Annotated in this window: 18 protein-coding genes; 9 read left to right on the forward strand and 9 right to left on the reverse strand. The window is 73.9% G+C overall.

Annotation, left to right across the window (positions count from 1 at the left end; all coding sequences use genetic code 11):
• Positions 1-10 precede the first annotated feature (10 nt).
• Genes O7546_RS27180 through O7546_RS27200 form a run of 5 tightly spaced genes read left to right on the forward strand, consistent with a single transcriptional unit; the run spans position 11 to position 7,663 of the window.
• Positions 11-3,379, forward strand: coding sequence for an ATP-binding protein (locus tag O7546_RS27180; protein ID WP_269697773.1), 3,369 nt, complete (start codon positions 11-13; stop codon positions 3,377-3,379).
• Between the two features lies 1 nt (position 3,380).
• Positions 3,381-5,324, forward strand: a complete 1,944-nt coding sequence (locus O7546_RS27185; protein ID WP_281600192.1) for an MFS transporter — start codon at positions 3,381-3,383, stop codon at positions 5,322-5,324.
• Positions 5,321-5,881 carry a hypothetical protein gene (locus tag O7546_RS27190; RefSeq protein WP_194801957.1) on the forward strand — a complete coding sequence of 187 codons (561 nt, stop codon included), beginning with the start codon at positions 5,321-5,323 and terminating at the stop codon, positions 5,879-5,881. The genes O7546_RS27185 and O7546_RS27190 overlap by 4 nt, the downstream gene beginning before the upstream one ends.
• Positions 5,878-7,053 carry a M23 family metallopeptidase gene (locus O7546_RS27195; RefSeq protein WP_269697775.1) on the forward strand — a complete coding sequence of 392 codons (1,176 nt, stop codon included), beginning with the start codon at positions 5,878-5,880 and terminating at the stop codon, positions 7,051-7,053. Before O7546_RS27190 ends, O7546_RS27195 begins: the two co-directional genes overlap by 4 nt.
• A gap of 10 nt (positions 7,054-7,063) precedes the next feature.
• Positions 7,064-7,663 carry a hypothetical protein gene (locus tag O7546_RS27200; RefSeq protein ID WP_194801959.1) on the forward strand — a complete coding sequence of 200 codons (600 nt, stop codon included), beginning with the start codon at positions 7,064-7,066 and terminating at the stop codon, positions 7,661-7,663.
• A 6-nt stretch (positions 7,664-7,669) separates the two neighbouring features.
• Here O7546_RS27200 and O7546_RS27205 read toward each other — a convergent pair whose 3' ends face one another.
• Positions 7,670-8,230 carry a hypothetical protein gene (locus tag O7546_RS27205; protein WP_281601189.1) on the reverse strand — a complete coding sequence of 187 codons (561 nt, stop codon included), beginning with the start codon at positions 8,228-8,230 and terminating at the stop codon, positions 7,670-7,672.
• A gap of 213 nt (positions 8,231-8,443) precedes the next feature.
• On the opposite strand from O7546_RS27205, the gene O7546_RS27210 reads away from it, so the two are divergent.
• Together O7546_RS27210 and O7546_RS27215 are read left to right on the forward strand one after the other, a co-directional pair.
• Positions 8,444-11,026, forward strand: a complete 2,583-nt coding sequence (locus O7546_RS27210; RefSeq protein WP_194802010.1) for an FtsK/SpoIIIE domain-containing protein — start codon at positions 8,444-8,446, stop codon at positions 11,024-11,026.
• Positions 11,023-11,724 carry a hypothetical protein gene (locus O7546_RS27215; protein WP_269697777.1) on the forward strand — a complete coding sequence of 234 codons (702 nt, stop codon included), beginning with the start codon at positions 11,023-11,025 and terminating at the stop codon, positions 11,722-11,724. Before O7546_RS27210 ends, O7546_RS27215 begins: the two co-directional genes overlap by 4 nt.
• A gap of 52 nt (positions 11,725-11,776) precedes the next feature.
• Here O7546_RS27215 and folE read toward each other — a convergent pair whose 3' ends face one another.
• The 4 genes from folE to O7546_RS27235 all read right to left on the reverse strand — a co-directional run bounded on the left by folE (position 11,777) and on the right by O7546_RS27235 (position 15,697).
• Positions 11,777-12,394, reverse strand: a complete 618-nt coding sequence (gene folE / locus O7546_RS27220) for a GTP cyclohydrolase I FolE (protein ID WP_013288986.1) — start codon at positions 12,392-12,394, stop codon at positions 11,777-11,779.
• An 86-nt stretch (positions 12,395-12,480) separates the two neighbouring features.
• Positions 12,481-14,493 (reverse strand): ATP-dependent zinc metalloprotease FtsH, encoded by a 2,013-nt coding sequence (ftsH, locus tag O7546_RS27225; protein ID WP_135242355.1) that lies wholly within the window; start codon positions 14,491-14,493, stop codon positions 12,481-12,483.
• Positions 14,494-14,872: 379 nt separating this feature from the next.
• Positions 14,873-15,448, reverse strand: coding sequence for a hypoxanthine phosphoribosyltransferase (gene hpt / locus O7546_RS27230; protein WP_013288988.1), 576 nt, complete (start codon positions 15,446-15,448; stop codon positions 14,873-14,875).
• 99 nt (positions 15,449-15,547) lie between these two features.
• Positions 15,548-15,697, reverse strand: a complete 150-nt coding sequence (locus O7546_RS27235; protein ID WP_194802014.1) for a hypothetical protein — start codon at positions 15,695-15,697, stop codon at positions 15,548-15,550.
• Positions 15,698-15,835: 138 nt separating this feature from the next.
• On the opposite strand from O7546_RS27235, the gene O7546_RS27240 reads away from it, so the two are divergent.
• Positions 15,836-16,795: a helix-turn-helix domain-containing protein gene (locus O7546_RS27240; protein ID WP_194801961.1), complete on the forward strand. Its 960-nt coding sequence runs from the start codon at positions 15,836-15,838 to the stop codon at positions 16,793-16,795.
• Between the two features lie 232 nt (positions 16,796-17,027).
• Here the strand turns inward: O7546_RS27240 and tilS are convergent, their stop codons facing one another.
• From tilS to dacB, 3 genes are all read right to left on the reverse strand, one after another.
• Positions 17,028-17,957 (reverse strand): tRNA lysidine(34) synthetase TilS, encoded by a 930-nt coding sequence (gene tilS / locus O7546_RS27245; protein ID WP_281600193.1) that lies wholly within the window; start codon positions 17,955-17,957, stop codon positions 17,028-17,030.
• 181 nt (positions 17,958-18,138) lie between these two features.
• Complete coding sequence (locus tag O7546_RS27250; protein WP_091426057.1) at positions 18,139-19,206, reverse strand: zinc-dependent metalloprotease; 1,068 nt, start codon at positions 19,204-19,206, stop codon at positions 18,139-18,141.
• Positions 19,207-19,272: 66 nt separating this feature from the next.
• Positions 19,273-20,703 (reverse strand): D-alanyl-D-alanine carboxypeptidase/D-alanyl-D-alanine-endopeptidase, encoded by a 1,431-nt coding sequence (gene dacB / locus O7546_RS27255; protein WP_194802011.1) that lies wholly within the window; start codon positions 20,701-20,703, stop codon positions 19,273-19,275.
• 508 nt (positions 20,704-21,211) lie between these two features.
• Between dacB and O7546_RS27260 the strand changes: the two genes are divergently transcribed.
• A complete protein-coding gene (locus O7546_RS27260; protein ID WP_013288994.1) occupies positions 21,212-21,718 on the forward strand; it encodes an inorganic diphosphatase in 507 nt (168 codons plus the stop codon).
• 55 nt (positions 21,719-21,773) lie between these two features.
• On the opposite strand, the gene eccD is transcribed toward O7546_RS27260, so the two are convergent.
• The gene (gene eccD / locus O7546_RS27265; RefSeq protein ID WP_281600194.1) at positions 21,774-23,156 is read right to left on the reverse strand and encodes a type VII secretion integral membrane protein EccD; all 1,383 of its coding nucleotides are present in this window, start codon (positions 23,154-23,156) and stop codon (positions 21,774-21,776) included.
• Between the last annotated feature and the right edge of the window lie 10 nt (positions 23,157-23,166).

Here is a 23,166-nt window from a genome sequence, read left to right on the forward strand (position 1 = left end):
AGGCGGTCGCATGAGTCGCTCTTCCACGCCGGGTTCCCCGGCCGGGCGCCCGGCCGGGCCCAACGGTAACCGTGCGCGATCGTTCGACTACCCGCCGGACGAGGATCTGGACGAGGTCGTCCTCGACAGCGCGCTCGTCACCAGCCCCGGGCACAGCCGCGTCGGCGTGTTCCAGCCGCCGCGACCGATGACCCCGCGCGAGCCGGTACGCCCCGAAGGCGACATCGACTCCCCCTTCCTCGACCTGTTCGGCGGCGCGCAGCCCCGGCGGCGGCCCGCCGCGTCCACACCGCTCCCGCCGGTCGAGCCGGTGGTGGCGCCGCCGCGCCGTGGCGTCGGCCGGGAGCCCCTGCCGATCCCGCACCAGCCCGCCGTGCCGGTCGAGCCGGCGCCCCGGGCCGAACCGGAACCGCCGGTCCGCGAGCGGGCCCCTGGGGTACGCGCGGTCGGCCGCCCCCGGCCCGAACCCGCACCGCCGCCGGTCGAGCCCTCCCTGCCCGACCCGCCCGCCGCGCTCGCCCCGCCGCCGCCGTCCCGGAGCCGGGTGCCGCAGCAGGCCGGTGACCGGCTGCCCGCGCTCCGGCCCCCGGCCGAGCCCGAGCCGGCGCTCCCGCCGCCCCCGCAGATCCACGCCCCCGCGCCTGTCCCCGCCGACCACCGGGAGCCGGATCTCGCTCCCGCCGACCCGCTCACGGCCGCGGCGGCACCGTCGCGGGAGGTCGGCCGCTCGGCGCACCGCGAGGTGGCGCCGCCCCGGCAGCGCGCGCCGGAGCGCCGCAACCGGCCGACCAAGCCGGTCCGGGTCCGCGCCCCGAAGATCAAGTTCGGTGACCGGGACCCGTCGGTCGAGCTGGCCATCACCGAGATCGCCGGCCACCTGACCTTCACCCCGAACACAGTCACCGCCTGGTACTGGCTGCCCGAGGTGCGATGGGCGTTCCGGCCGGACGCCGAACGCGAGGCGCTGCTCTCGGCGATCTCCGAGCAGTACGCCGGACTCGCCGGGTTCCGGCTGCACCTGCGCCGCACCACCCGGCCCTTCCCGGCCGACGAGTGGGCCCGCACCATCGACGCGCACACCGCCGCCCCGCTGCCCGACGTACCGGGCACCACCGGCTGGGCCGACCACCTGGTCGCCGCCCAGCGGCACCTGATGGCGGTCAACCACGCCGAGGGCCAGACCTACCTCGGTGTCACGTTCGCCCGCCGGTCGCTCGGCGACTCGCTCACCGAACGACTCCTGCGCACGTTCGGCCGGGGCACCGCCGACGGCGAGCGCCGCCGGCTGAGCCGTACCGTCGAGCAGTTCGACGAGGTCCTCGGCGCGTTCGGCATGCGCGGACGCCGGGTCACCGCACCCGAACTGGAATGGCTGCTCTACCGCTCGGTGGCACTGTGCATGGCGCCACCCGGCGTCCTGTCCCCGATCACCAACGGCCGGTGGGAACGCGGCGACCTGCTGGCCCTCACCGAGCAGGTCGAGCGCTACCGCACCCCGTACGGCTCGACGGTGAAGCTGGTCAACCGGATGACCGGCGAGGAACGCCACGTCGCCGTGCTCGCGGTCGGCCGGATGGAGCCGCTGGAGATCCCCGAACGGCACGAGCCCTGGCTGCACTTCCACGAGCGGCTCCCGTGGCCGATGGAGCTGTCCACCCGGGTCGACATCCTCGGCCCCAACGACTCCTTCCGGAACCTCGAACACCGGCTCCGGATGATCCGTTCCCAGCAGCTCGACTACGCCGAGCACGGCATCGACGCGCCGCCCGAGCTGGAACGGCTGGCCAAGCGCGCGCTGGTGATCGGCGACGAGATGACCACCGGCCTGCCCGTGGACTCGGCCCGGGCACACGGCTGGCACCGGATCGCGGTCGGCGGGCGTACCCGGGAGGAGTGCCTGGAACGGGCCCGGCGGCTCATCCAGCTCTACTCCCGCGAGCTGCGGATCTCGCTCCAGCACCCGAAGAACCAGGACTGGCTGGCCCGCGAGTTCATCCCCGGCGAGCCGATCGCCAACACCGGCTACGTCCGGCGGATGCCGGTCAACCTGCTCGCCGCCGCGCTGCCGCAGGCCGCGTCCACGGTCGGCGACCGGCGCGGCGACCTCATCGGGCGCACCGCCGGCACCTGCCGCCGGCCGGTCTTCCTCGACCTGCACTTCCCGATGGAGGTACGCGAGCGCTCCGGCCTCGCCGTTTTCGTCGCCGAACCGGGCGGTGGCAAGTCCACGCTGCTCGGCGCGCTCGGCTACCTGGCCGCGCGCCGCGGCGTGCAGGTGACGCTGCTCGACCCGTCCGGCCCGCTGGCCCGGCTCTGCGCCATGCCCGAACTGGCGCCGTACTCGCGGGTGCTCAACCTGACCGGCTCGGAGCAGGGCACGCTCGCGCCGTACGCGCTGATCCCGACGCCGCTGCGCAGCGAGTTCGGCGCCGGCCCGGCGGGCGACCGCGAGTTCGAGATCGCCGTGTCGAACGCCCGCGCCGAGCGCCGGATGCTGGTGCAGGACATCTGCATGATGCTGGTGCCGCCGCAGGTTGCCCGGGAGGCGTCCACCGCCACGCTGTTCCGGCACGCCGTACGCCAGGTCCCCGCCGAGGAGACCTCCACGCTCGACGACGTGGTGACCTGCCTCCAGGGGCTCGACGACGACGCCGGGCGCGAACTGGCGCACCTTCTCCTCGACACCGCCGAGATGCCGCTGGCCATGCTCTTCTTCGGCCGGCCGCCGGAGGGACTGCTCGGCGCCGACGCGGCGCTCACCGTCATCACCATGGCCGGTCTGCGACTCCCCGACCTCAAGATCGAGCGGGAGTACTGGTCGGCCGAGGAGGCGCTCGCGCTGCCGATGCTGCACACCGCGCACCGGCTCGCCGTACGCCGCTGCTACGGCGGCTCGATGTCCTCCCGGAAGCTGGTCGGCCTCGACGAGGCGCACTTCATGGAGGGCTGGCGGTCCGGGCGCTCGTTCCTGGTCCGGCTCGCCCGCGACTCCCGCAAGTGGAACCTCGCCGCGCTCGTCGCCTCGCAGAACCCCAAGGACATCCTCGGCCTCGACGTGCAGAACCTCGTCTCCACCGTCTTCGTCGGCCGGATCGCCGAGGACAGCGAGATCGCCTCCGAGGCGCTGCGCCTGCTGCGGGTTCCTGTCGACGACGGTTACGAGGCGACACTCGCCTCGCTCTCCCAGGCGGACAGCGGATCGGCCAACCGGCTCGGCTTCCGCGAGTTCGTCATGCGCGACGTCGACGGGCGCGTGCAGAAGGTCCGGGTCGACGTGTCGTACGTCGACGGGCTGCTGGAACACCTGGACACCACCCCCGCCGCGGTCGCCCAGGCCGCCGGGATACTGCCGACCGTCCTGGCTGATCTGGAGGCGTGACATGGCGAGGGCCCGGGCACGGATCGCGGCGCTCCTCCTCGCGCTCGGCGTACTCGCCGGGGCCACGATCTCCTGGCCGGTGATCGGGGCAGCCACACCCGCGTACGCCGCCGCGCCGGTCACCCAGGCGCGCGCCGAGCTGTGCAGCACCAAGGAGTGGCAGGCCGACTTCCGGTCCTGCGTCGGCAAGCTCAAGGCGGTCAGCGAGGACCAGGTCGAGTGCCGCAACGCGCCGGTGCCCGCCGCGCCGGACTCGGGACTGGCCGGCTGGTTCGCGTCCCGGCCCGACTCGGCGAAGGAGCCCGGCCCGAAGGGCCTCTACAGCGACTACGGGTACGCCGGGTACAGCTACAACACGTACGACGTGGACGGCGGCTGTGCCTCCTCGGTGCTGCATCCGGACTACCGCTTCACGACGATGGTCGCCAACGGCGAGTTCATGTTCGCCAACGCGGTGATCGGCGCCTCGAACGCGCTGCGCGAGCGCGCCTGGGACCCGCGCACGATGTGGAGTTGGGCCGACCCGCTGGTGGAGCAGGCCACGAAGGCCGTCTACCAGAAGGTGTTCAGCGTCTTCGGCATCATCACCGTCTGCGTGGTCGGCCTCTACCTGCTCTGGCGGTCCCGCCAGTCGGACATGAGCAATGCGATGACCACTGCCGGCTGGGCGCTGCTGGTGATGGTGGCGGTGACCGCGCTGGCCGCCTGGCCGGTGAAGTCCGCGAACATCGCCGACAACACGCTGATCACCACGCTGGGCGTCGTGCACGACGCCGTCGGCCCATCCACCAAGGACACGCCGCCTGGCCAATGTGACGACCCGAATCCGCAGGCGTGCAAGGATCATCGACCGCCCGCCGTGCGTGCCAGTGACACGGCGACCGAGACGATGCTCTACCGGAACTGGCTGCGCGGTGTGCTCGGCTCGGCGGACAGCGAGACCGCTAAGAAGTACGGCCCGGCCCTGTACGACGCCAAGTCCCTGACCTGGGAGGAGTCGGAGAAGCTCCGCCAGAACCCGGCCACCCGCGAGGGCACGATCAAGGCCAAGCAACAGCAGTGGGCCCGTGTCGCCGAGCAGATCAAGACCGAGGATCCGGAGGCGTACGAGTACCTCAAGGGCACCAAGGACATGGACCGGATCGGTGCCGGGTTCATCGCGGTGCTGGCCTCGGTGCTGTTCGCCATGTTCGACCTCACCGCGTCACTGCTGGTACTGCTCGGCTTCCTGATCTTCCGCTGGGCGGTGATCGCTGCGCCGATCCTCGGCACCGTCGGCCTGATGCGCCCGGCCAGCGCCGGGCTCCGGCGCCTGGCGAACGCGGTGGTCGCCGCCGTCTTCAACATCGCCATCTTCGGCACCGGCGCGGCCATCTACCTCTTCGCCGTCGACCTGATCATGAACACCGCCACGCTGCCCGGCTGGCTCCAGGTGGTCCTGGTCTGGCTCTGCGGGGTCGTCGGCTGGTTGCTGTTGCGGCCGTACCGCCGGATCACCCAGCTCGGCGGCAAGGACAGCAGCGAGGCGGTCAGCTCGGCCGGCTCCTGGCACCGCCGGTTCTTCCGGGACATGCGGATCGCCGCGCGGCTGGACGTGGCCGAGCCCGGCGGGACCAACGAGTCGGCGATCGGCAAGCGCCGCACCGTCACGGCGGACCAGCGCAGTCTCCGGCCGGAGGCCCGGCACGAGGATCCGGCGCACAGCGCCACACCCGCCGAGCGGGAAAGGCCGGACGGACGGGAACGGCCGGAGGAGGCGCCCGCGAGCGGACGGCCCGGTGAGCGTCCCGGCGCCACTCCCCGCCCCCGGCGCGCAGCGTCGACCTGGACCGAGCCGGATGTGCCGGAGGAAGCGCCCTCCTACGCCGTCTACCGGCCGGACTCGGCGGACCGCGGCACCGCCCCGGCCCGGCCGGCGCCGCGCATCCGCTCCGAGGCCCGGTGAGTCCGGTGCGACGCGCGCTGGAATTCCTCTTCACCCGGGTCCTCCGGTCCCGGATCGGTGTCGCCCTCATGATCGCCGTGCTGGTCTTCGGGGTGATCGGCGCGGCCCGCCTCGTCGCCGGCCCCGGCGATCCGGGCCTCGGCCTGACCAGCCGCCCCACCCAGCCGATCAGCACCACGGACCCGGAGGCCGGTGACGACGGCGTGCTCGCCAGCCCGCCGACCGCGGTCGCACCGAAGACCCGGCCGGGCGAGGACACGCCGGAGGAGGTCGCCGGCCGCTTCGCCACCGCTTGGTTGAGCGGCCCGGGCAGCAGCGGTGACGCGTGGCAGGCCCGCCTGCGGCCGCTCTCCACGCCGGCGCTGGCCGAGAAGATGACTGATGCCGACCCGGAGACAGTGCCCGCACGGAGGACCGCCGGCACCCCGACGCTCCGGCCCCGTACCGAGTCCTTCGTGGAGGCGGTGGTTCCGCTGGACAACGGCACGCTCCGGCTCGAACTCGTCGCACCGGACGGACCCTGGCTGGTGGACGCGATCGACTGGGAGCGGTCGTGACCGCCGGCCCGGCCGTCGCCGGGCAGGTCCGCCGGAAGCTGCGCCTGGGCGTGGTCGCCACCGCCGTCACGAGTGTGCTCGCCCTGCTCTGCTGCGTCGGCGGCGCCGGCGCCTTCCTTCTCACCGAACTCGGCGGCGACGAGGACGACCCGAAGCTCGCGGCCCTGAACTGCGACCCCACCTACCAGGTGAACCTGACCGGCGACATGCCGCGCTTCGCCGAGTACGGCGAGCGCCAACTGCGCAACGCCGCGGTCATCATCAAGGTCGGCCAGGACATGAAGCTCCCCGCGCGCGGCTGGGTGATCGCGCTCGCCACCGCGATGCAGGAATCAGCGCTGCGCAACCTCGCCAACAGCACGGTGCCGGCATCGCTGGCGCTGCCGCACGAAGGGGTCGGCGCCGACCACGACTCGCTGGGTCTGTTCCAGCAGCGGCCCGGATGGGGCAGCGTCGAGCAGCGGATGACGCCCTCGTACGCGGCCCGCAAGTTCTACCAGAAGATGGAGAAGGTGCCGAACTGGCAGCAGCGCCCGCTCACTGTGGTCGCCCAGAAAGTCCAGGTCAGCGCCTACCCCGACGCCTACGCCAAGCACGAGGAACTGGCCGGAGCCATCGTCGACGCGCTGGCCGGCGGCGCCGCCCGGACCGTGGAGATCGCCGGCAAGGCCGTGTGCGACGCCGCGGCCGGAGACCGGATCGCCGCCTCCGGCTGGACCGCGCCGCTGCCCGGCGGTGTGGTCTCCGGTTTCCGCACCACGGCCCGGCCCAGCCACCACGGCGTGGACCTGGCCGCCTCGAAGGGCACGCCGATCCACGCCGCCTCGGCCGGCCGGGTGCTGGTGGCCCGCTGCGACCCCGACCGCTCCGGGCGGCGGGACTGCGACCGGGACGGCTGGCCGAACAAGGGCGGCTGCGGATGGTTCGTGGACATCCTGCACGCCGGCGGATTCATCACCCGCTACTGCCACATGGTCGAGCGACCTCGCGTGGTGCCTGGTCAGGCGGTCGAGGCGGGCGAGGTCATCGGCCTCTCCGGCAGCAGCGGCAACTCGTCCGGTCCGCACCTGCACTTCGAGGTGCACCGCAATGGCGACCGGTCCAGCAACGGGGCGGAGAACCCGGTGCCCTTCATGCGCAAGCGGGGCGCGCCCCTCGGCGAGACCGGGTGAGGCCGGGCGGATGAGCAACCCCCTGCCCGACCCGTTCGCCGACCGGCCCGACTGGGCACCGCTGCCGCCCCGGCCGGTGGAGACCGTGCCCGCCACCGGCGGCACCGAGCTGCGCGGCCGCCGCGTCCTGGTCGGCCTGCCCGGCCTCGGCTGGCGTGGCGACCTGCGGGCCGACGAGCGGGTGGTGCAGGGCAGCCGCACCTACGTACCGGTGATCCCGGAACACGAGTGGTACCGGGCCGAGGCCGAGCAGGTGGAGGTGTTCGCGCCGCTGGTGCCTGTGGAACGGGTCTGGGTGGAGACCATCGGCGAGCGGCGTCCGGCGACCGGAGGAAGCGCCCCGGGACTCCGGCTGGTCTCGCTGGACGTGCCGGAGCGCCGGCCGCCGACGCCGGTGTTCGAGGCCGACGCGGTGACCGGGCGGCGCGTGGTACACGTGGACAACGGCGTGGAACGGCGCGACCTGCGTGCCGTCACCGAGACCTACTCCGGGGCGGACGGCGACATCTGCGTGCGGGTGGCCCCGGAACTGGAGTGGTACCGGTGGGCCTGGCGCGGCCAGGCACCGACCACGTTGGAGGTGCCGGTGCACCTGCTCTGGCTGGAGTAAGGCCGCTCAACCCAATTTTCTGCCGTCGCAGACCCGCCATCCGTCTCGCTCCACGACGCGAAACTGCCAGTCCTCACGTCGGCTGCTTCGTGGCTGACCATCAGCCGAGCTCGAGATGGTCAGCGTCGTGGTCACCGACTCACCGTCGCCGCTCTCCACCCTGGTCAGGGGCCCCCAGCTGGCTCGGACCACCACCTTGAAGTTGGCTTCCCGCTGTTCCATCTCTGCGCGAAGGCCACGGAGGGCGTTAAGGTCCCCCTCGGACTTACAGGTGTACTCCTGCGCCTTCGTGTCGTTGCGGTCCACGAGGAAGGCCCGAAGATAGTTGTCCACCACGACGTCGGGGGCGCTTCGGTCCGGGGCGGTTGCGCGGTCGTACAGCACGAACCCGACCACTCCGCCGACAGTGCACAGCAGCGCCACCACCCCCGCGACGACAGCGAGCACGGTGCGCACCGGACGCTTGGGGCGTACCGGTGCGGGAGCGGGCGCGGGGGGCGCCAGCTGCTCCGGCGGGGTTCGCTGCGCCGGTACTCGGGACACCTGGGAACCGGCGGGGGGCTGCACTGATTCCACCTCCTGAGGCTATCGGCTGCGCCGCGCGTACCCAATGCCTGGAACCGGCGGATCGTGGCGAACCGCCGGGCGGGCACCGACCGGCGGCGGGGTGAGGCTGCTCACCGCCGAGCAGCTCACCGCGCCGACCGACATCCCGGTGGACGGCCGCCGCCTGGGTTACCGTCACACCTCGGGGAGGACATGTCGGCCTCGGAAAGAGAGGTGGACGCGGTGGTGACTCCGAAGGCGCGCGCCGGCCGGGCCGCCGCGCTGCACCGCCGGGCCGAGGCCGCCGCGACGGCGGCGGCGGGCATCCTCGACGAGATCCGGCCCGCGCCGGCCGACCATCATCGGCAGTACGAACTGGCCGAGCGCCTGCGGGCGGCGGCAGAGCTGGCGGCGCCCGGTTGGGCCGGCGCGCCACTGGACGCGCTGACCGCGACGACTCCACCGGGTGACGGTCTGCCGCCGCTGGTCCGGGTCGGTACCGCGTCGCCGCTCGACGACGCCCGCTTCCCCGCGCTGGTGCCGCTGCTCGGCAGCGGCCATGTGAGCCTCGACGCCGACGCCTCGGACGCCCGGGTGGCCGGGCTGCTCCGCGCGCTGCTGCTGCGCGTCTTCGCTGCCACGCCGGCAGGGGCGCTGCTGGCCCGCGCGGTGGACGGCGGTTCCGGTGCGACGTTCGCCGGGTACGCGCCGCTCGCCGACGCCGGCCTGCTGCCCCCGCCCGCCACCGACCTCGCCGGGATGCGCGCGGTGCTGGCCGAGGCGGAGCAGTGGGTGGCCGCCGGGACGGCCCGGCAGCGCGGGCACGACCGAACGCTGCTGCTCGTGGTTGCGGCGCTGCCCGAGGGTACGACCACCGCCGACCTGGACCGGCTCGCCGGGCTGGCCGAGGGCGGGCCGCGCGCAGGGCTGCATCTGGTGCTCGCCGGCTGGCCGGACGGCAGCCCGCTGCCGCGCGCCACAGCGGTCACCGTTCGCACCGCGTACGCGCTGGTCGGTGACCCGCCCGGCGCCGGCTTCAGCAGTCCGGGCGCCGAGCCGCCGGGCGGGTTGAACTCGCCGGTGTTCCTCGACGAGGATCCACCCGCCGACCTGGTCGCCGCTGTTTGTGCGCGGTTGGCCCAGCAGATCGAGGACGGCTCCCGTCTCTCCCTTCGTGACCTGCTGCCTGCCGACGGCTTCTGGACGACCGGCTCGGCCGACGGGCTGAGCACAACTGTGGGTGACGCCGCCGGGCGTCCGGTCAGCCTGGGCTTCACCGAGCTGACGCCACACTGGCTGGTCAGCGGCCGAGGTCAGGCGGGGCGGTCGGCGTTCCTGACCGACGCGTTGTTCGGCCTCGCCGCCCGGTACGGCCCGGACGAGCTGGCGCTCTACCTGGCCGACCTGGCCGACGGCGAGTCGTTCGTGGAGTTCCTCCAGACCGAGCGGGACCGCTCCTGGGTGCCGCAGGTGCGTGCCGCCGGGATGGCCGCCGACCGGGAGTACGTGGCCGACCTGTTCGGTGAGCTGGAGGCGGAGCTGCGCCGCCGCGAGGAGGCGTCCCGGCGGGCCGGCGGGCAGCGCTACGCCGAGCTGCGCCAGCACCAGCCGCTGCCCCGGATCGTCTGCGTGGTCGACAACTTCCCGCTGGCGCTGCGCGAGCGGGACCGGCTCGCCGCCGACCTGCTGGCCCGGCTGGACGCGCTCGCCCGCGCCGGCCGGTCGTACGGGATCCACCTGGTGCTGGCCGGCGAGGGTGACCTGGGCATCGGCGGTCCGCGTGACCCGCTGCTCGGCCAGTTCCCGGTGCGGGTGGCGCTGCCCGGCGGCTCGGCGGTGCTGGAACCGGCGAACGACTCGGCGGCCGGGCTGCCGGTGGGCAGCGCTGTGGTGAACACGGCGGGTGGCCTGGGCGGTCCGCGCGGCGCGACCCGGGGGCACGAGCGGATGATCCGTTTCCCGGATCCGTACGAGGATCCCGAGGTCCTGTCCGACCTGCGGCGACGGCTCTGGGAGGCGCGGGGCGAGTCGGCGACACCGCCCGTGGTGTTCGCCGGGTACGCCCGCCCGCTGCTCGCCAACGACCCCCGGCACCGGGCCGCGCTGGCCGGGCGGACCCACGCGCCCGCCGCGTTGCTGGGCCGGGCGGTGGACGTGCGGCGGTCCACGGTGACGGTGCCGCTGGGGCCGGGCGCGGGGCGGAACCTGGCCGTCCTGGGCCGGGACGAGGAGGCTGAGCGCCTGCTGGTGACTGCGGTGCGCAGCGCGGCGGCAGCGCATCCGGGCTCGGCCCGGTTCGTGCTGGCGCCGCTGGCGAACGGGTCTGCCGAGCCGGCCGGGGTGCTCGCCGCCGAGCTGGCCGGACGGCACCGGGTGGAGACCGTCGACGCGGCCGGGCTGCGGACCGCGATGGAGTCGGACGAGCCGGGTTATCTCGTCGTGTTCGGGCTGGACGTGCCGGACGCCACCGAACTGCCGCCGGACCTGCTGCGGACGCTGCTGCTGGAGGGCCCGCCGGCCGGGCGGCACCTGCTCGGCTGGTGGCGGACACCGGCGCCGCTGGCCGGGCTGCTCGGTCCCGAGGGCGAGGTGGACAAGCTCACCGCCGTGGCGGTCACCGACGTGCCGGGCGGCCGGCTGGAGCAACTCTTCGACCGTCCGGTCTGGTGGCGGCCCCGCCCCTGTCGCGCGGTGCTCTGGGACGGCCCGGACGAGCAGGGCACCGTCTTCGTCCCGTTCGGCACGACCGAAGTGGCGACCGCGCGGGTCGAACCGGACCCGCGGGCGACGGAGCGCACCGGGGAGGGGGCCGCATGAGCGAGACCGGCACGACCGTACCGGGGCCCCGCGCGGGTGGCCCGACAACCGTGGCGGACCCCGCCGAGTCGGCCTGGGCGGAGTACGTCGCCGCCGCGCGGGCGCTCGACGGCGTACGCCGGGCGGCGGCCACCGCCGCCGGGGAGCAGGCGCGGTCGGTGGCTGCGGCCCGCGAGGAGCTGACAGCGGTACGGGAACGGCTGGCGCCGCAGCAGTCCCGGCTGCGTGAGCTGGGCGTACCGGCGATGTCGCTGGTCCCGACGCCGCCGGAGGTGACCGAGGCGGCCCGGTCGATGGCGGGCGGGCCGTCGGCGGTGCTGGCGGCGCTGCGCGCCGCCGGGGACTGGGCGGACGCGGCGGACGACACTCTGAGCGCGCGCGGCCTGCCGCGGCTGGCTAGGTGGCCGGCCCGTCCGCGCAACCTGCTCGTGTACGGGCCGCTGGCGCTCGTGGTGCCGCTGCTCCAGCTCGTGCTGTACGCGGTCGCCGGCCCGGGGCCGGTGACAGTGCTGGCGCTGCTCGTGGGGCTGCCGCTGCCGGCTGTCGCGTTCATGCTGGGCTGGCTCGCGGTGGGGCGCGTCTTCCGCCCGCGTCCGACCGATCGGGTGGACCGGACGCCCCGATTCGGCGCCCTGGTCTGCCTGGTCCCGGCGGTGCTCACCGCCGCCGGACTGCTGCTCGCCATGCTGCCCGACTGACGACGGCCGCGCCTCCGGGCGGGAGTACGCGGCCGTCGGTGCCGGTCGAGGGTCAGCGGGCCATGATCAGTGCCATCGCCTCGGCCCGCGACTTCGCGTCGTTCTGGAGGCCGCCGCGCACGGCGGACGTGATGGTCTTCGCGCCGGACTTCTGGATGCCGCGCATCGCCATGCACATGTGCTCGCACTCCAGCACCACGATCACGCCGCGCGGGGCGAGGCTGGACATCAGCAGGTCGGCGATCTGCGAGGTGAGCCGCTCCTGCACCTGCGGCCGGCGGGCGAACACCTCGACCAGCCGGGCCAGCTTCGACAGGCCGGTGATCCGGCCGTCCGGGCCGGGGATGTAGCCGATGTGCGCGCTGCCCCGGAACGGCAGCAGGTGGTGCTCGCAGAGGCTCATCACGTCGATGTCCCGGACGAGCACCAGTTCCTCGTGGTTGGCCTCGAACGTGGTGCGGAGCACCTGGGCCGGGTCGACCCGCAGGCCGGCGAAGAGTTCGGCGTACGCGCGGGCCACCCGGGCCGGCGTCTGCTGGAGGCCGTCGCGGTCCGGGTCCTCGCCGACCGCGATGAGTATCTCGCGGACCGCCTTCTCGATCCGGGCGAGGTCGACGCTGTCCTCCACCGGGCCGCCGGTGAGCTTGCCGCTGATCAGGCGTGCGGCCACGTAGTCGAGCGCGTCGTCCCCGTCGGGCTCGGTCGCGGAGACGGCCGACTCCCTGTGGTGGGAGCCGGCCGTCGTCGGATCGCTGTTCAGTGCGTACCGTCCGAGTTGTTGCTGGAACCACCGATCGAGGCGGCGGCGTCGGCGCGGGCCTGTGCGGCCAGCGCCTCCTTCTCGGCCGGGGTGAGCACCGGCGGCTCGGTGGAGGGCTGACGCTTGCCGAAGCCGTGGTACGGGGCCATCGGCGGGCGCTTGACCACACGCGCACAGATGCGGGCCATGTCGGCGGTGGAGAGGGTCTCCTTCTCCATCAGCTCCAGGACCATGTTGTCCAGGACGTCCCGGTATTCCACCAGGATCTCCCAGGCCTCGTCGTGGGCCAGCTCGATCAGCGCACGCATTTCGCCGTCGATCTCGGCCGCCACCGCGTCGGAGTAGTCCCGCTCGTGGCCCATGTTGCGGCCGAGGAACGGCTCGTCGCCGCTGGTGCCGTACTTGATCGCACCGAGCTTGGAGCTCATGCCGTACTGCGTGATCATCGCGCGGGCCAGCTGCGTGGCCTTCTCGATGTCGTTGCCGGCGCCGGTGGTCGGCTCGTGGAAGACCAGCTCCTCGGCCGCCCGGCCACCCAGCGCGTACGCCAGGGTGTCGATCATCTCGGCCCGCGTCTGGGTGTACTTGTCCTCCGTGGGGAGCACGAGCGTGTGACCCAGCGAGCGACCCCGGGACAGGATGGTCACCTTGTGCACCGGCGCGGCGTGCGGCAGCGCCCAGGCGACCAGCGCGTGCCCACCCTCGTGGTACGCGGTGATCTTCTTCTCCTGGTCGCTCATCACCCGGGTCCGGCGCTGCGGGCCGGCGATCACCCGGTCGATCGACTCCTCCAGGGAGTCGTTGGTGATCGCCCGCTGCTCCTTACGAGCGGTGAGCAGCGCGGCCTCGTTGATCACGTTGGCCAGGTCGGCGCCGCTGAAACCCGGGGTACGCCGGGCGACCGCGTCGAGGTCGACGTCGGGCGTGAACGGCTTGCCCTTGGCGTGCACCCGCAGGATGGCCTTGCGGCCCTCCATGTCGGGGGCGTCGACCGGGATCTGCCTGTCGAACCGGCCCGGGCGCAGCAGCGCCGGGTCGAGGATGTCCGGCCGGTTGGTGGCGGCGATCAGGATGACCCCGCCCTTGGTGTCGAAGCCGTCCATCTCGACAAGCAGCTGGTTGAGCGTCTGCTCCCGCTCGTCGTGACCGCCGCCCATACCGGCGCCGCGGTGGCGGCCGACGGCGTCGATCTCGTCCACGAAGACGATCGCCGGAGCGTTCGACTTGGCCTGCTCGAACAGGTCGCGGACGCGGCTGGCGCCGACACCGACGAACATCTCGACGAAGTCGGAGCCGGAAATGGAGTAGAAGGGCACCCCGGCCTCGCCGGCGACCGCGCGGGCCAGCAGCGTCTTGCCGGTACCGGGCGGGCCGAACAGCAGCACGCCCTTCGGGATCTTGGCGCCCAGGGCCTGGTATTTCGCCGGGTTCTGCAGGAAGTCCTTGATCTCGTGCAGTTCCTCGACGGCCTCGTCCGCACCCGCGACGTCAGCGAAGGTGGTCTTCGGCGTGTCCTTGGTGATCATCTTCGCCTTGGACTTGCCGAAGTTGAGCACCCGGGAACCGCCACCCTGCATCTGCGACATGAAGAACAGCAGCAGGAGCACGAGCAGCGCGATGGGAAGCAGGTTGACCAGCAGGCTGACCCAGATGCTGTCCGACGACACCTTGGTGTCGACCGGGCCGGTGATGCGGTCCGCCGCCTCGGCCTCGCGTACCTGGTTCCAGACCTGGCCGCCGACCTCGTACGGGAACTGCGCCTCGATCTTGTCAGTGGTGGTGTCGCCGTCGAACTTGGCCTTGTCCTTCAGGTCGAGCTGGAGCGTCTGCTCCTTGTCCTGGAAGACGACCTTCTCGATGCCACCCTTGTTGAGCTGGTCGAGCGCGACGGACGTGTCCACCCGGTGGTAGCTGGGACCAGCGGTGAACAGTTGACTGAGCACAACGGCGCCGAGGATGACCAGGATGATCCAGACCACCGGTCGGCGGAAGAAACGCGTACGTTCCATGCTGTAGTCGGGTGCCGAGGCGCCCGCATCCTCCTGATCGACGTCCTGACCGTCTGAATGGTGTCGCCGCCTTGAGCGGCGGCCGGGGCCGCCGTGCGGGCCGGCCCGACCCCCGGGGCACGCAAACTGCCGCACCACGGTCATTCGACGGTACACCGTTCGGGCGACGCGTGAGCTTGCGAGCCCGGCACTTACGCGTAGGGCGAACCCGGGTTTGGAGCCGGCGTGGCGGGGAGCTCCCACCCGGCCCGCCCACACCGCACGGTCACGCGGTTCGAGGGGCCGGGCGTGGAGGGTGCCTCCACGTCACCGGCTCCTACCGTAGACCGGAAGACTGAGAGCCCGCTGAATGTCAGCTGACGAAGGGCTCGGCAGAGCCTCAGGCCCGCGCGTACACCTCGGGCTTGAGCACCCCGACGTAGGGCACCTCGCGGTACCGCTCGCCGAAGTCGAGCCCGTAGCCCACGACGAACTCGGTGGGGATGTCGAACCCGACGTACTTGACCGGGACCTGCACCTTGACCGCGTCCGGCTTGCGGAACAGCGCGACCACCTCGACGCTCGCCGCGGAGCGCGACTCCAGGTAGCGCAGCAGCCAGGACAGCGTCAGACCGGAGTCGACGATGTCCTCGACGACCACCACGTGGCGGCCGGCGATGTCCCGGTCCAGGTCCTTGAGGATGCGGACCACGCCGGACGAGGTGGTGCCCTGGCCGTAGGACGAGACGGCCATGAACTCCAGTTCGGCGGGCGGACCCTGGCGGCCCAGCGCGCGGGCGAAGTCGGCCATGAACATGACCGCTCCCTTGAGCACACACACGAGCAGCAGGCCGTCCTCGACGTGGGCGTAGTCCGCCGAGACCTGCTTGGCCAGCTCCGCGGTCTTGTCGCGGATCTGCGCCTCCGAGATGATCACGTGGTCGATGTCGGCGTCGTACCAGGAGCCGTCAGCCATGCTCCTAGCCTGCCGTACGCCCCCGCGCCGCCGTCGGCGGGGCCGCCCCTTTTGGCGCGGTCCCGCCGGGGATTTTCGGCGCGAACTGAATAAATCACCTCAGCAGGTACGGGAGCGCCAGCGTTGCCCGTCGTCGCTCGGCTTCCAGTCGGCCGAGTCGCGGGTGTCGGCGGTGAACCCGAGGGCGCTGGCGCCGACGAGGAGGAGCAGGAAGAGCAGGAGCAGCAGAACGGTCATGGCGGCGCTCACTTTCGCATGGTTGAGACTGTTTTCGCCGCCGGTGCGCACCGGACACCATTGATTCTGCGGCCCACCGACCGATCCGGACAGTGGCAGGAATGTCACCGGGCATCGATTTCCTGCCAGATGTCGGGTTACCCTCGTCACATGCTCCGCTCGGTCGCCGTCATCGTCATGGACCAGGTCGCCGCGTTCGAACTCGGCGTGCTCGCGGAGGTCTTCGGCACCGACCGCACCGCCGACGGCTTTCCCGAATACCGGTTCGACGTGTGCACCGCCGACGGCAGCGCGGTCCGCAGCCGGTCCGGGTTCCTGCTCACCCCCACCGCCGACCTGGGCGCGGTCGAGGACGCCGATCTGGTGGCGGTGCCCGCGCACGCCGACGGCACCCCGGTACCCGAACCGGTGCTCGCCGCGCTGCGCCGCGCCGCCGACCGGGGCGCCTGGCTGCTCAGCGTCTGCGCCGGCGCGTTCGTCCTCGGCGAGGCGGGCGTGCTCGACGGGCGCGACTGCACCACCCACTGGCGGTACACCGACGAGTTGCAGCGGCGCTTCCCGGCCGCCCGGGTCCAGTGCGATTCGCTCTACGTGCAGGACGACCGCCTGCTCACCAGCGCCGGCACCGCCGCCGGCATCGACGCCTGCCTGCATCTGGTACGCCAGGAGCACGGCTCCGCGGTGGCGACCCGGCTGGCCCGCCGGATGGTCGTCCCGCCGCACCGCGACGGCGGCCAGTCGCAGTACGTCGAGGCGCCGATCCCCAAGGCGCCCGAGGCGGCCACCCTGGAACCGGTGCTGGAGTGGCTGATGGGACACCTGCGCCGGCAGGTGACTGTGGACGAACTCGCGGCACGCGCCGGCATGGCCCCGCGGACGTTCGCCCGCCGGTTCCGCGCCGAGACCGGCACCACCCCGCACGACTGGGTGACCAACCAGCGGGTGCTGCTGGCCCGGCACCTGCTGGAGGACACAACGCTCAGCGTGGAGGGCGTGGCCGAGCAGGCCGGCTTCGGCGACGCGGCGGCCCTGCGGCACCACTTCACCCGCCGGGTGGGCACCACCCCGCTGGCCTACCGCACGACTTTCCGAGACCGCCAGACCACCTGACCCCCCACCCCCACCCCCACCCCCGCCCCGCCCGGGTCTGCCCCGTCGATCATGAAGTTGACCGCAATTTGCGCCCGTTTTCTCCCCGTCAACCTCATGATCGACGCCCCCGGGCGCACCCCTGGAGCGGTGATCAAGGAGTTTGCGGGCTCGAGAGGGGCGGATCGGGACCAGAAGTCCTTGATCAACGGGGCGGGGATGAGTGGGCGGGCGGAGGCGGAGGGTGCGCGGGTCAGGGCAGGAGTTGGCCTGCGTGGCGGCGTACCTGGTGGTTGCCGGGTAGGTGCACCGGGCCCTGTCCGTGCCAGGCCGTGACCAGGGCGTCCAGCGCCGCCACGTGACTGTGGGACAGCGCGGCCGGCGTCGCGCCCAGCTCACGGGCCCAGGCGTGCAGCACCCGGGTACGGACGGCGGCCGGCAACTCGGCGAGTCCGGCTACGGACAGCCCACCGTCAGCGGTCCGGACGTCGGCGAGCGCGGCGTCGGCGAGCGCGGCGAGTGCGGCGTTGTCGGCCGCGAGCAGCCCGGCGGTACGGGCCAGGTTCGCCACCACCCCCGGCCCGAGCGCGTCGACGAGTGCCGGCAGCGCGTCGGACCGGACCCGCGCCCGGGCGTACGCGGGGTCGGCGTTATGCGGGTCCGCCCACGGGTCGAGCCCGAGCGCGGCGCAGGCGGCCCGGGTGTTGGCGCGCGTGACGTCGAGCAGCGGGCGGAGCAGGGATACCCCGTCGACGTCGCGCCGCTCCGGCATCCCGGACAGCCCGCGCGGTCCGGCGCCCCGGGCCAGCGCCAGCAGGACGGTCTCGGCCTGGTCGTCGCGCGTGTGCCCGAGCAGCACCCCGGCTGCGTCGTAGCGGCGGGCTGCCGCGATCAGCGCCTCGTACCGGGCCTCGCGGGCGGCCGCCTCGGGTCCGCCGGGCCGGCCGTCCACCCGTACCGGAAGCACCTCGACCGGGTCGAGCCCTTCGGCGCGGGCCCAGCCGGCGACCGCCTCCGCCCGGTCGGCGGACCCGGCTTGCAGGCCGTGGTCGACCGTCACCAGGCCGGCCTGCCGCCCGAGCCGGGGGGCCACGAACGCGGTGGCGGCGGCGAGCGCGAGCGAGTCGGCCCCGCCGGAACAGGCCACCAGCACCGGGCCGGCGCCGGACAGACCCGTCAGCATCCGGCGGACCGCGAGCCGCACCGCGGCAACGGCGGGAGCGGGCGACGGCGAGCGGCGCGACCGAACGCCGGAATCAGCCCGGCCCGCGGAAGAAGCCGAACCGAGCGGACCAACGGAATCAGCCGGACCGGCCGGATCAGCCGAGCCGGCGGGACCGCCCGGCACGACCGGGCCGGCCGGATCAGCCGACGGGCGGGGTGGCACCGGCGGGACCGTGTACGCGGGACACCCAGGCGTCCGGGTCGCCCAACTCGTCGAGGCGGGGCAGCGTCAGCGGGGACGAGAAGATCTTGTTGAAGCCCGCCATCCCCACCCGGTCGACGACGCCGTGCACGAACTTGCGGCCCTCGGCGTACTGGCGCATCTTGACCTCGATGCCGAGCAACCGCCGGATCGCCTTCTCCAGCGGGTTGCCGGACTCGCGGCGCCGGTTGAACGCCGCCCGGATCGACTCGACGCTGGGGATGACCTGCGGGCCGACGCCGTCCATGACGAACTCGGCGTGGCCCTCCAGCAGCGTCATCAGCGCGGTCAGCCGGTCCAGCACGGCGCGCTGGGCCGGGGTCTGCACGATGTCCAGCACGCTGGCCCGGCTCTCCGGGTCCTTCACCGCGTCGGAGAGCGTGGCGACACCCCGGCGGAGCCGCTCCAGCAGGTGCTCGCCGCCCTGGGAGGCGTCCACGAACGCCTGCACCTCGCCGAGGAAGTACGCGCGCATCCACGGCACAGCGGTGAACTGGGTGCGGTGGGTGACCTCGTGCAGGCACACCCAGAGCCGGAAGTCGCGCGAGTCGGCACCGAGCTTCCGCTCGACCTCGAGGATGTTCGGCGCCACCAGCAGCAGCTGGCCGGGGTCCCCGGCGAAGACCTCGTACTGGCCGAGCACGCGGCCGGAGAGGTACGCCAGCACGGTGCCGGCCTGCACACCTGTCACCCGGGAGCCGATCGCCTCGGTGAGCGCGCCCGGCCGCTTGTCGCCGGAGAGGCGCTCGACCAGCGGGGAGACCACCTCACGCAGCCCGGCGATGTTCGCCGCCGCCCAGTCCCGGCGGTCGACCACGCGTACCGGCGGGTGCGCGACCTGCGCGCGCAGGCCGGTGTAGTCGGCGACGTGACCGGCCGCCTCGTCGGTCAGCCGGCGCAGGTCGCCGACCACGTCGGTGGCCTCGGCGTACGACACCCGGGGGCCCGACTTGCTCAGCGCCCCCGCTGTCGCGGCGGCCAGATCCCAGTCCACGAACTGCGCCATGAACCCACCGTACCCGCGCCGGAACACCCCTACCCGGGCTCGCGCCGACCGATCGACGCCCGTCGGTCAGCGGCAGCCGCACCCGGCCAGCGCGGAACTGATCCGGTCCAGCGCCGCCCGGGTGTCGTCCAGCGAGCCCTGCGTCCGGTCGGTGAGCACGGCGAACGTGAGCAGCCGGCCGTCGGCGGTGGTCACCGTGCCGGCGATCGCGTTGACGCCGCTCAGCGTGCCGGTCTTGGCCCGGACGACGCCCGCTCCGGCGCGGGTCGCCGCCGCCCGGTAGCGCTCGTCGAGCGTGCCGGACCAGCCGCCGACCGGCAGTCCGCCGAAGATCGCCGCGAGTTCGGGGTGGCTGCCGTTGCCGGCGAGCGTGATCAGGTCGGTGAGCAGCGAGGGGCTGATCCGGTTGGTGCGGGACAGCCCGCTGCCGTCGGCCAGGCTGATCTCACCGGCCGGCAGGCCCAGCTCGCCGAGCACCTGGTCGGTCGCGGCCGCGCCGCCGACGAACGAGCCGGGCTTGCCCTTGGCGAGCGCCACCTGGCGGGCCATCGCCTCGGCGATCACGTTGTCGCTGTCGCTGATCATGATGTCGACCAGCCGGATCATCGGCAGGGACTCGACAGTGCCCAGCTCGGCGCCGGGGGCCGTACCCGTGGCGCCGGAGGCGGCCGGCGCGGTGCCCCGGGTGACCTGGGCGGCGCCGCCGGTCAGGCCGAGCAGCTTGGCGAACTGGCGGCCGGCGGTCAGGTCGGGCTGCGGCACCCGCTCGGCGGCGTGGTTCGTCTGCTCGGCGGTGCGCCGCGCCTCCGCCGGGTTCTTCCGGGCGCCGTCGGTCATCAGCGCGGTGATCGCCGCGCCGAAGCCGCCGGTGGGGATGTCGGAGTCCCAGCCGGGCTCGAAGACGGGGCCGCTGAACAGCGACGAGTCGACGATCACCTTGGTCGGGGCGGTGCCGCCGAGCGCGTCGCGCACCTGGGCGGCGAGGTCGTCCAGCCGGGCCGCGCCCGGGTAGAAGCCGTTCTTGTCCACGGCGAGCGTGGGGTCACCGCCGCCGACCAGGACCACCTCGCCCGGGTTGGCGCCGGCCACGGCCCGGGTCGGGATCCGGTAGGCGGGACCGCGCGCCGCGAGCACCGCCACCCCGGTCGCCAGCTTGGTCACCGAGGCGGGCACGGTGGGTGTGTCCTGGCCGCTGCCGTAGAGCCCCTGGCCGGTGCTCACGTCGGCCACCGAAACGTGCACCCGGTCGCCGAGCGCGGCAGCGCGGACCAGCGGGTCCAGGGCGGCGCGGATGCCGGCCTCGGTGGGCAGCGGGGCGTTGCCGTCCGGCCCGGCCAGCACGGCCGGCGGGGAGGGCTCGGGCGGCGCGGCGACCGCCGTACCCGTGCTGTCGTCGTCGCCCAGCCACCCGGCGACCGGGCCGGGGCGCAGCACGGCGAGCCCGGCCACCGCCAGGGCCAGCACGAGCACGCAGGCGAGCGCCGCGACGAGCCGCAGGCTACGTCGCGGCCGGCCCGGGGGCGGCCCGGAGGGTGCGGGCGGCGCGGCGCCGACCGGCGGGACCGGCGGGCTGACCGGGATCGAGTCCGGCGCGCCGGGCCGGTTCAGCGCAGCCGTGGGATCGTGCGGCGGCCCGACGCGGGCCGAGCCGCTCGCCGGGCCGGAGCCGTGATGCAGCGGGCCGGGGCCGTGGTGCGGCGGGCCGACGCGGGCGGACCCGGCCGGAGAGGGACGATGAGGGACGTTGGCCCCCGGGACGGACACCCGTCCGGTGGCCCCGCCGGAACCGGAACCGGCGGACCCGCGCCCGTCAACCCTCTCGGGGCGGTAGTGTGAATCTTCCCTCCCCACGGCCCCCTCCTCCCCGCTCGAAATCGCCTTGGGCGACACTACTTCGGTCCGAACACTATGCGGCGGCCGGAGCCGACGGGGGGCGTTCACCCCGCGCCGGGGGTGAGCCGCTGGTTTCCGTTAGCCAGCGTGGGCAAACGAGGGAGCGTGGAAGATGGATTTCGACGTCACGGTTGAGATCCCCAAGGGTCACCGGAACAAGTACGAGGTAGACCACGCGACCGGCCGCATCCGGCTGGACCGCACCCTCTTCACCTCCACGCAGTACCCGGCCGACTACGGGTTCATCGAGGGCACCCTGGGCGAGGACGGCGACCCGCTGGACGCGCTGGTGCTGGTGCCGGAGCCGACGTTCCCGGGCTGCCTGATCCGCTGCCGCACCATCGGCATGTTCCGGATGACGGACGAGAAGGGCGGCGACGACAAGGTCCTCTGCGTGCCCTACGAGGACCCGCGTCAGGAGCACCTGCGCGACATCCACCACCTGGGCGAGTTCGACCGGCTGGAGATCCAGCACTTCTTCGAGGTCTACAAGGACCTGGAGCCGGGCAAGTCGGTCGAGGGCGCGACCTGGGTGGGCCGGGTCGAGGCCGAGGCGGAGATCGCCGCGTCGTACCGGCGTGCCAAGGAGGCCGAGGAGCGCGGCGAGACGCTGCACTGACGCTGACACCTGCCGGGGGCCCGGGTCGCGCTTCGCGACCCGGGCCTCCGCGTGTTCAGGCGAGCAGGTCGCGGGCCCGGTCGTAGAGGCCGAGCACCGCGCAGGCCACCGGCACGACAGCGACGACGAGCGCGGTGTCGGTCAGGTCGGCCAGCCGGCCGAGGTACGGGGAGACGGGCCGCCGGGCGTACGTGGCGCCGGCGGTGACCGCCGTCAGGGCCAGGGCCAGCCCGCCCACAGTCAGCGCGAGCCGGGCACCCGGACCGGATCGGCCGGCCAGCACCACCCCCAGCAGCGCGAACCCGGTCAACCCGGCGACGATCGCCGGCACCCGGTGCCGTACCGCCACGAACAGCCGGGAGCGCAGCAGCAGCACCCCGCCGGCGACGGCGGCGAGCAGCAGCCCGGCGGTCCGGCCGACGGAGACGAGCACCGCGACCGCGCCGACGGCGAGCACCGCGTGGCCGAGCAGCATTCCGGTGAGCACCTCCTCGGCGCGCGCCACTGCCGCGTGCACCCGGCCCCGGTCCGGCAGGTCCCGGGTGCCGGCCGGGCTGGGCAGGGTGAGCGGCGGCAGCGGCAGCTTGCCGACCCGGATGGCCAGCAGCGGCAGCCCGCCGAGCGCGAACACCAGCACGGCGAGCAGGACCGCGGCGGTGCCCTCCGGGTCGAGCAGCAGCCCGCCGAGCGCTGCCGCCACGCCCGCCACGCCGACAGTCACCCCGGCCACGAAGACGCGGGACCGGCTGGCCACGCCGAGCAGGCCGAGCACCGCCACCAGCAGCAGCGCCACCGAGCCGACCAGCAGTTCGGGGGCGCCCACCCAGCGCAGGCCGGGGATCGGGCCGACCGGATCGCCGGAGGCGACCGCGAGCGCACCGGCCACCGCGGCCCAGGGCAGCGCGTACCCGCCGAGCGTGGCGCCGACCGGGCCGTCGCCGTACGCCCGGGACGCCGCGGTGGCGGTGAGCACCAGGATCAGGGCGACCGCCGCGGCGACCGGCCAGCCGCGCGCGCCCGGCCCGGCCGCGACCACGGCGACCAGGCCGACGGCCAGGGGTACGGCGGCACCGGCGAGCGCCGCGGCCCGGGTGGCCCGGCCGGACCAGGCGGCACCCCGGCGCCGGGCGCCGTCCACTATCGCCTCGACCACGTCGTCGTACTCCAACTCGGGCCACTGCGCGCGAGCCGGCACCAGGTGCAGGACCTCGCCGTCGCGCACGCCCTGCGGCAGCAGCGCCTGGGCGGTGGTGAGCACCGCCCCGTCGGTCCGGCGCAGCACCCACCCGCCGTGCCGTTCCCCGTCGTCGGCCAGTCCCTCCCCGGCGTGCCGGAGCACCTCGGGCAGCAGCTCGGCCAGGGGCACCTGCTCCGGTAGGGCCACGTCGACCCGCCGCCTGGGCGCGCTGATCGTGACCCGGGCGAGCCCGCTTGTCATCGAGGCATCT

This window comes from Micromonospora sp. WMMA1976, from assembly GCF_027497335.1.
In the GTDB taxonomy this organism is placed as follows: domain Bacteria; phylum Actinomycetota; class Actinomycetes; order Mycobacteriales; family Micromonosporaceae; genus Micromonospora; species Micromonospora aurantiaca.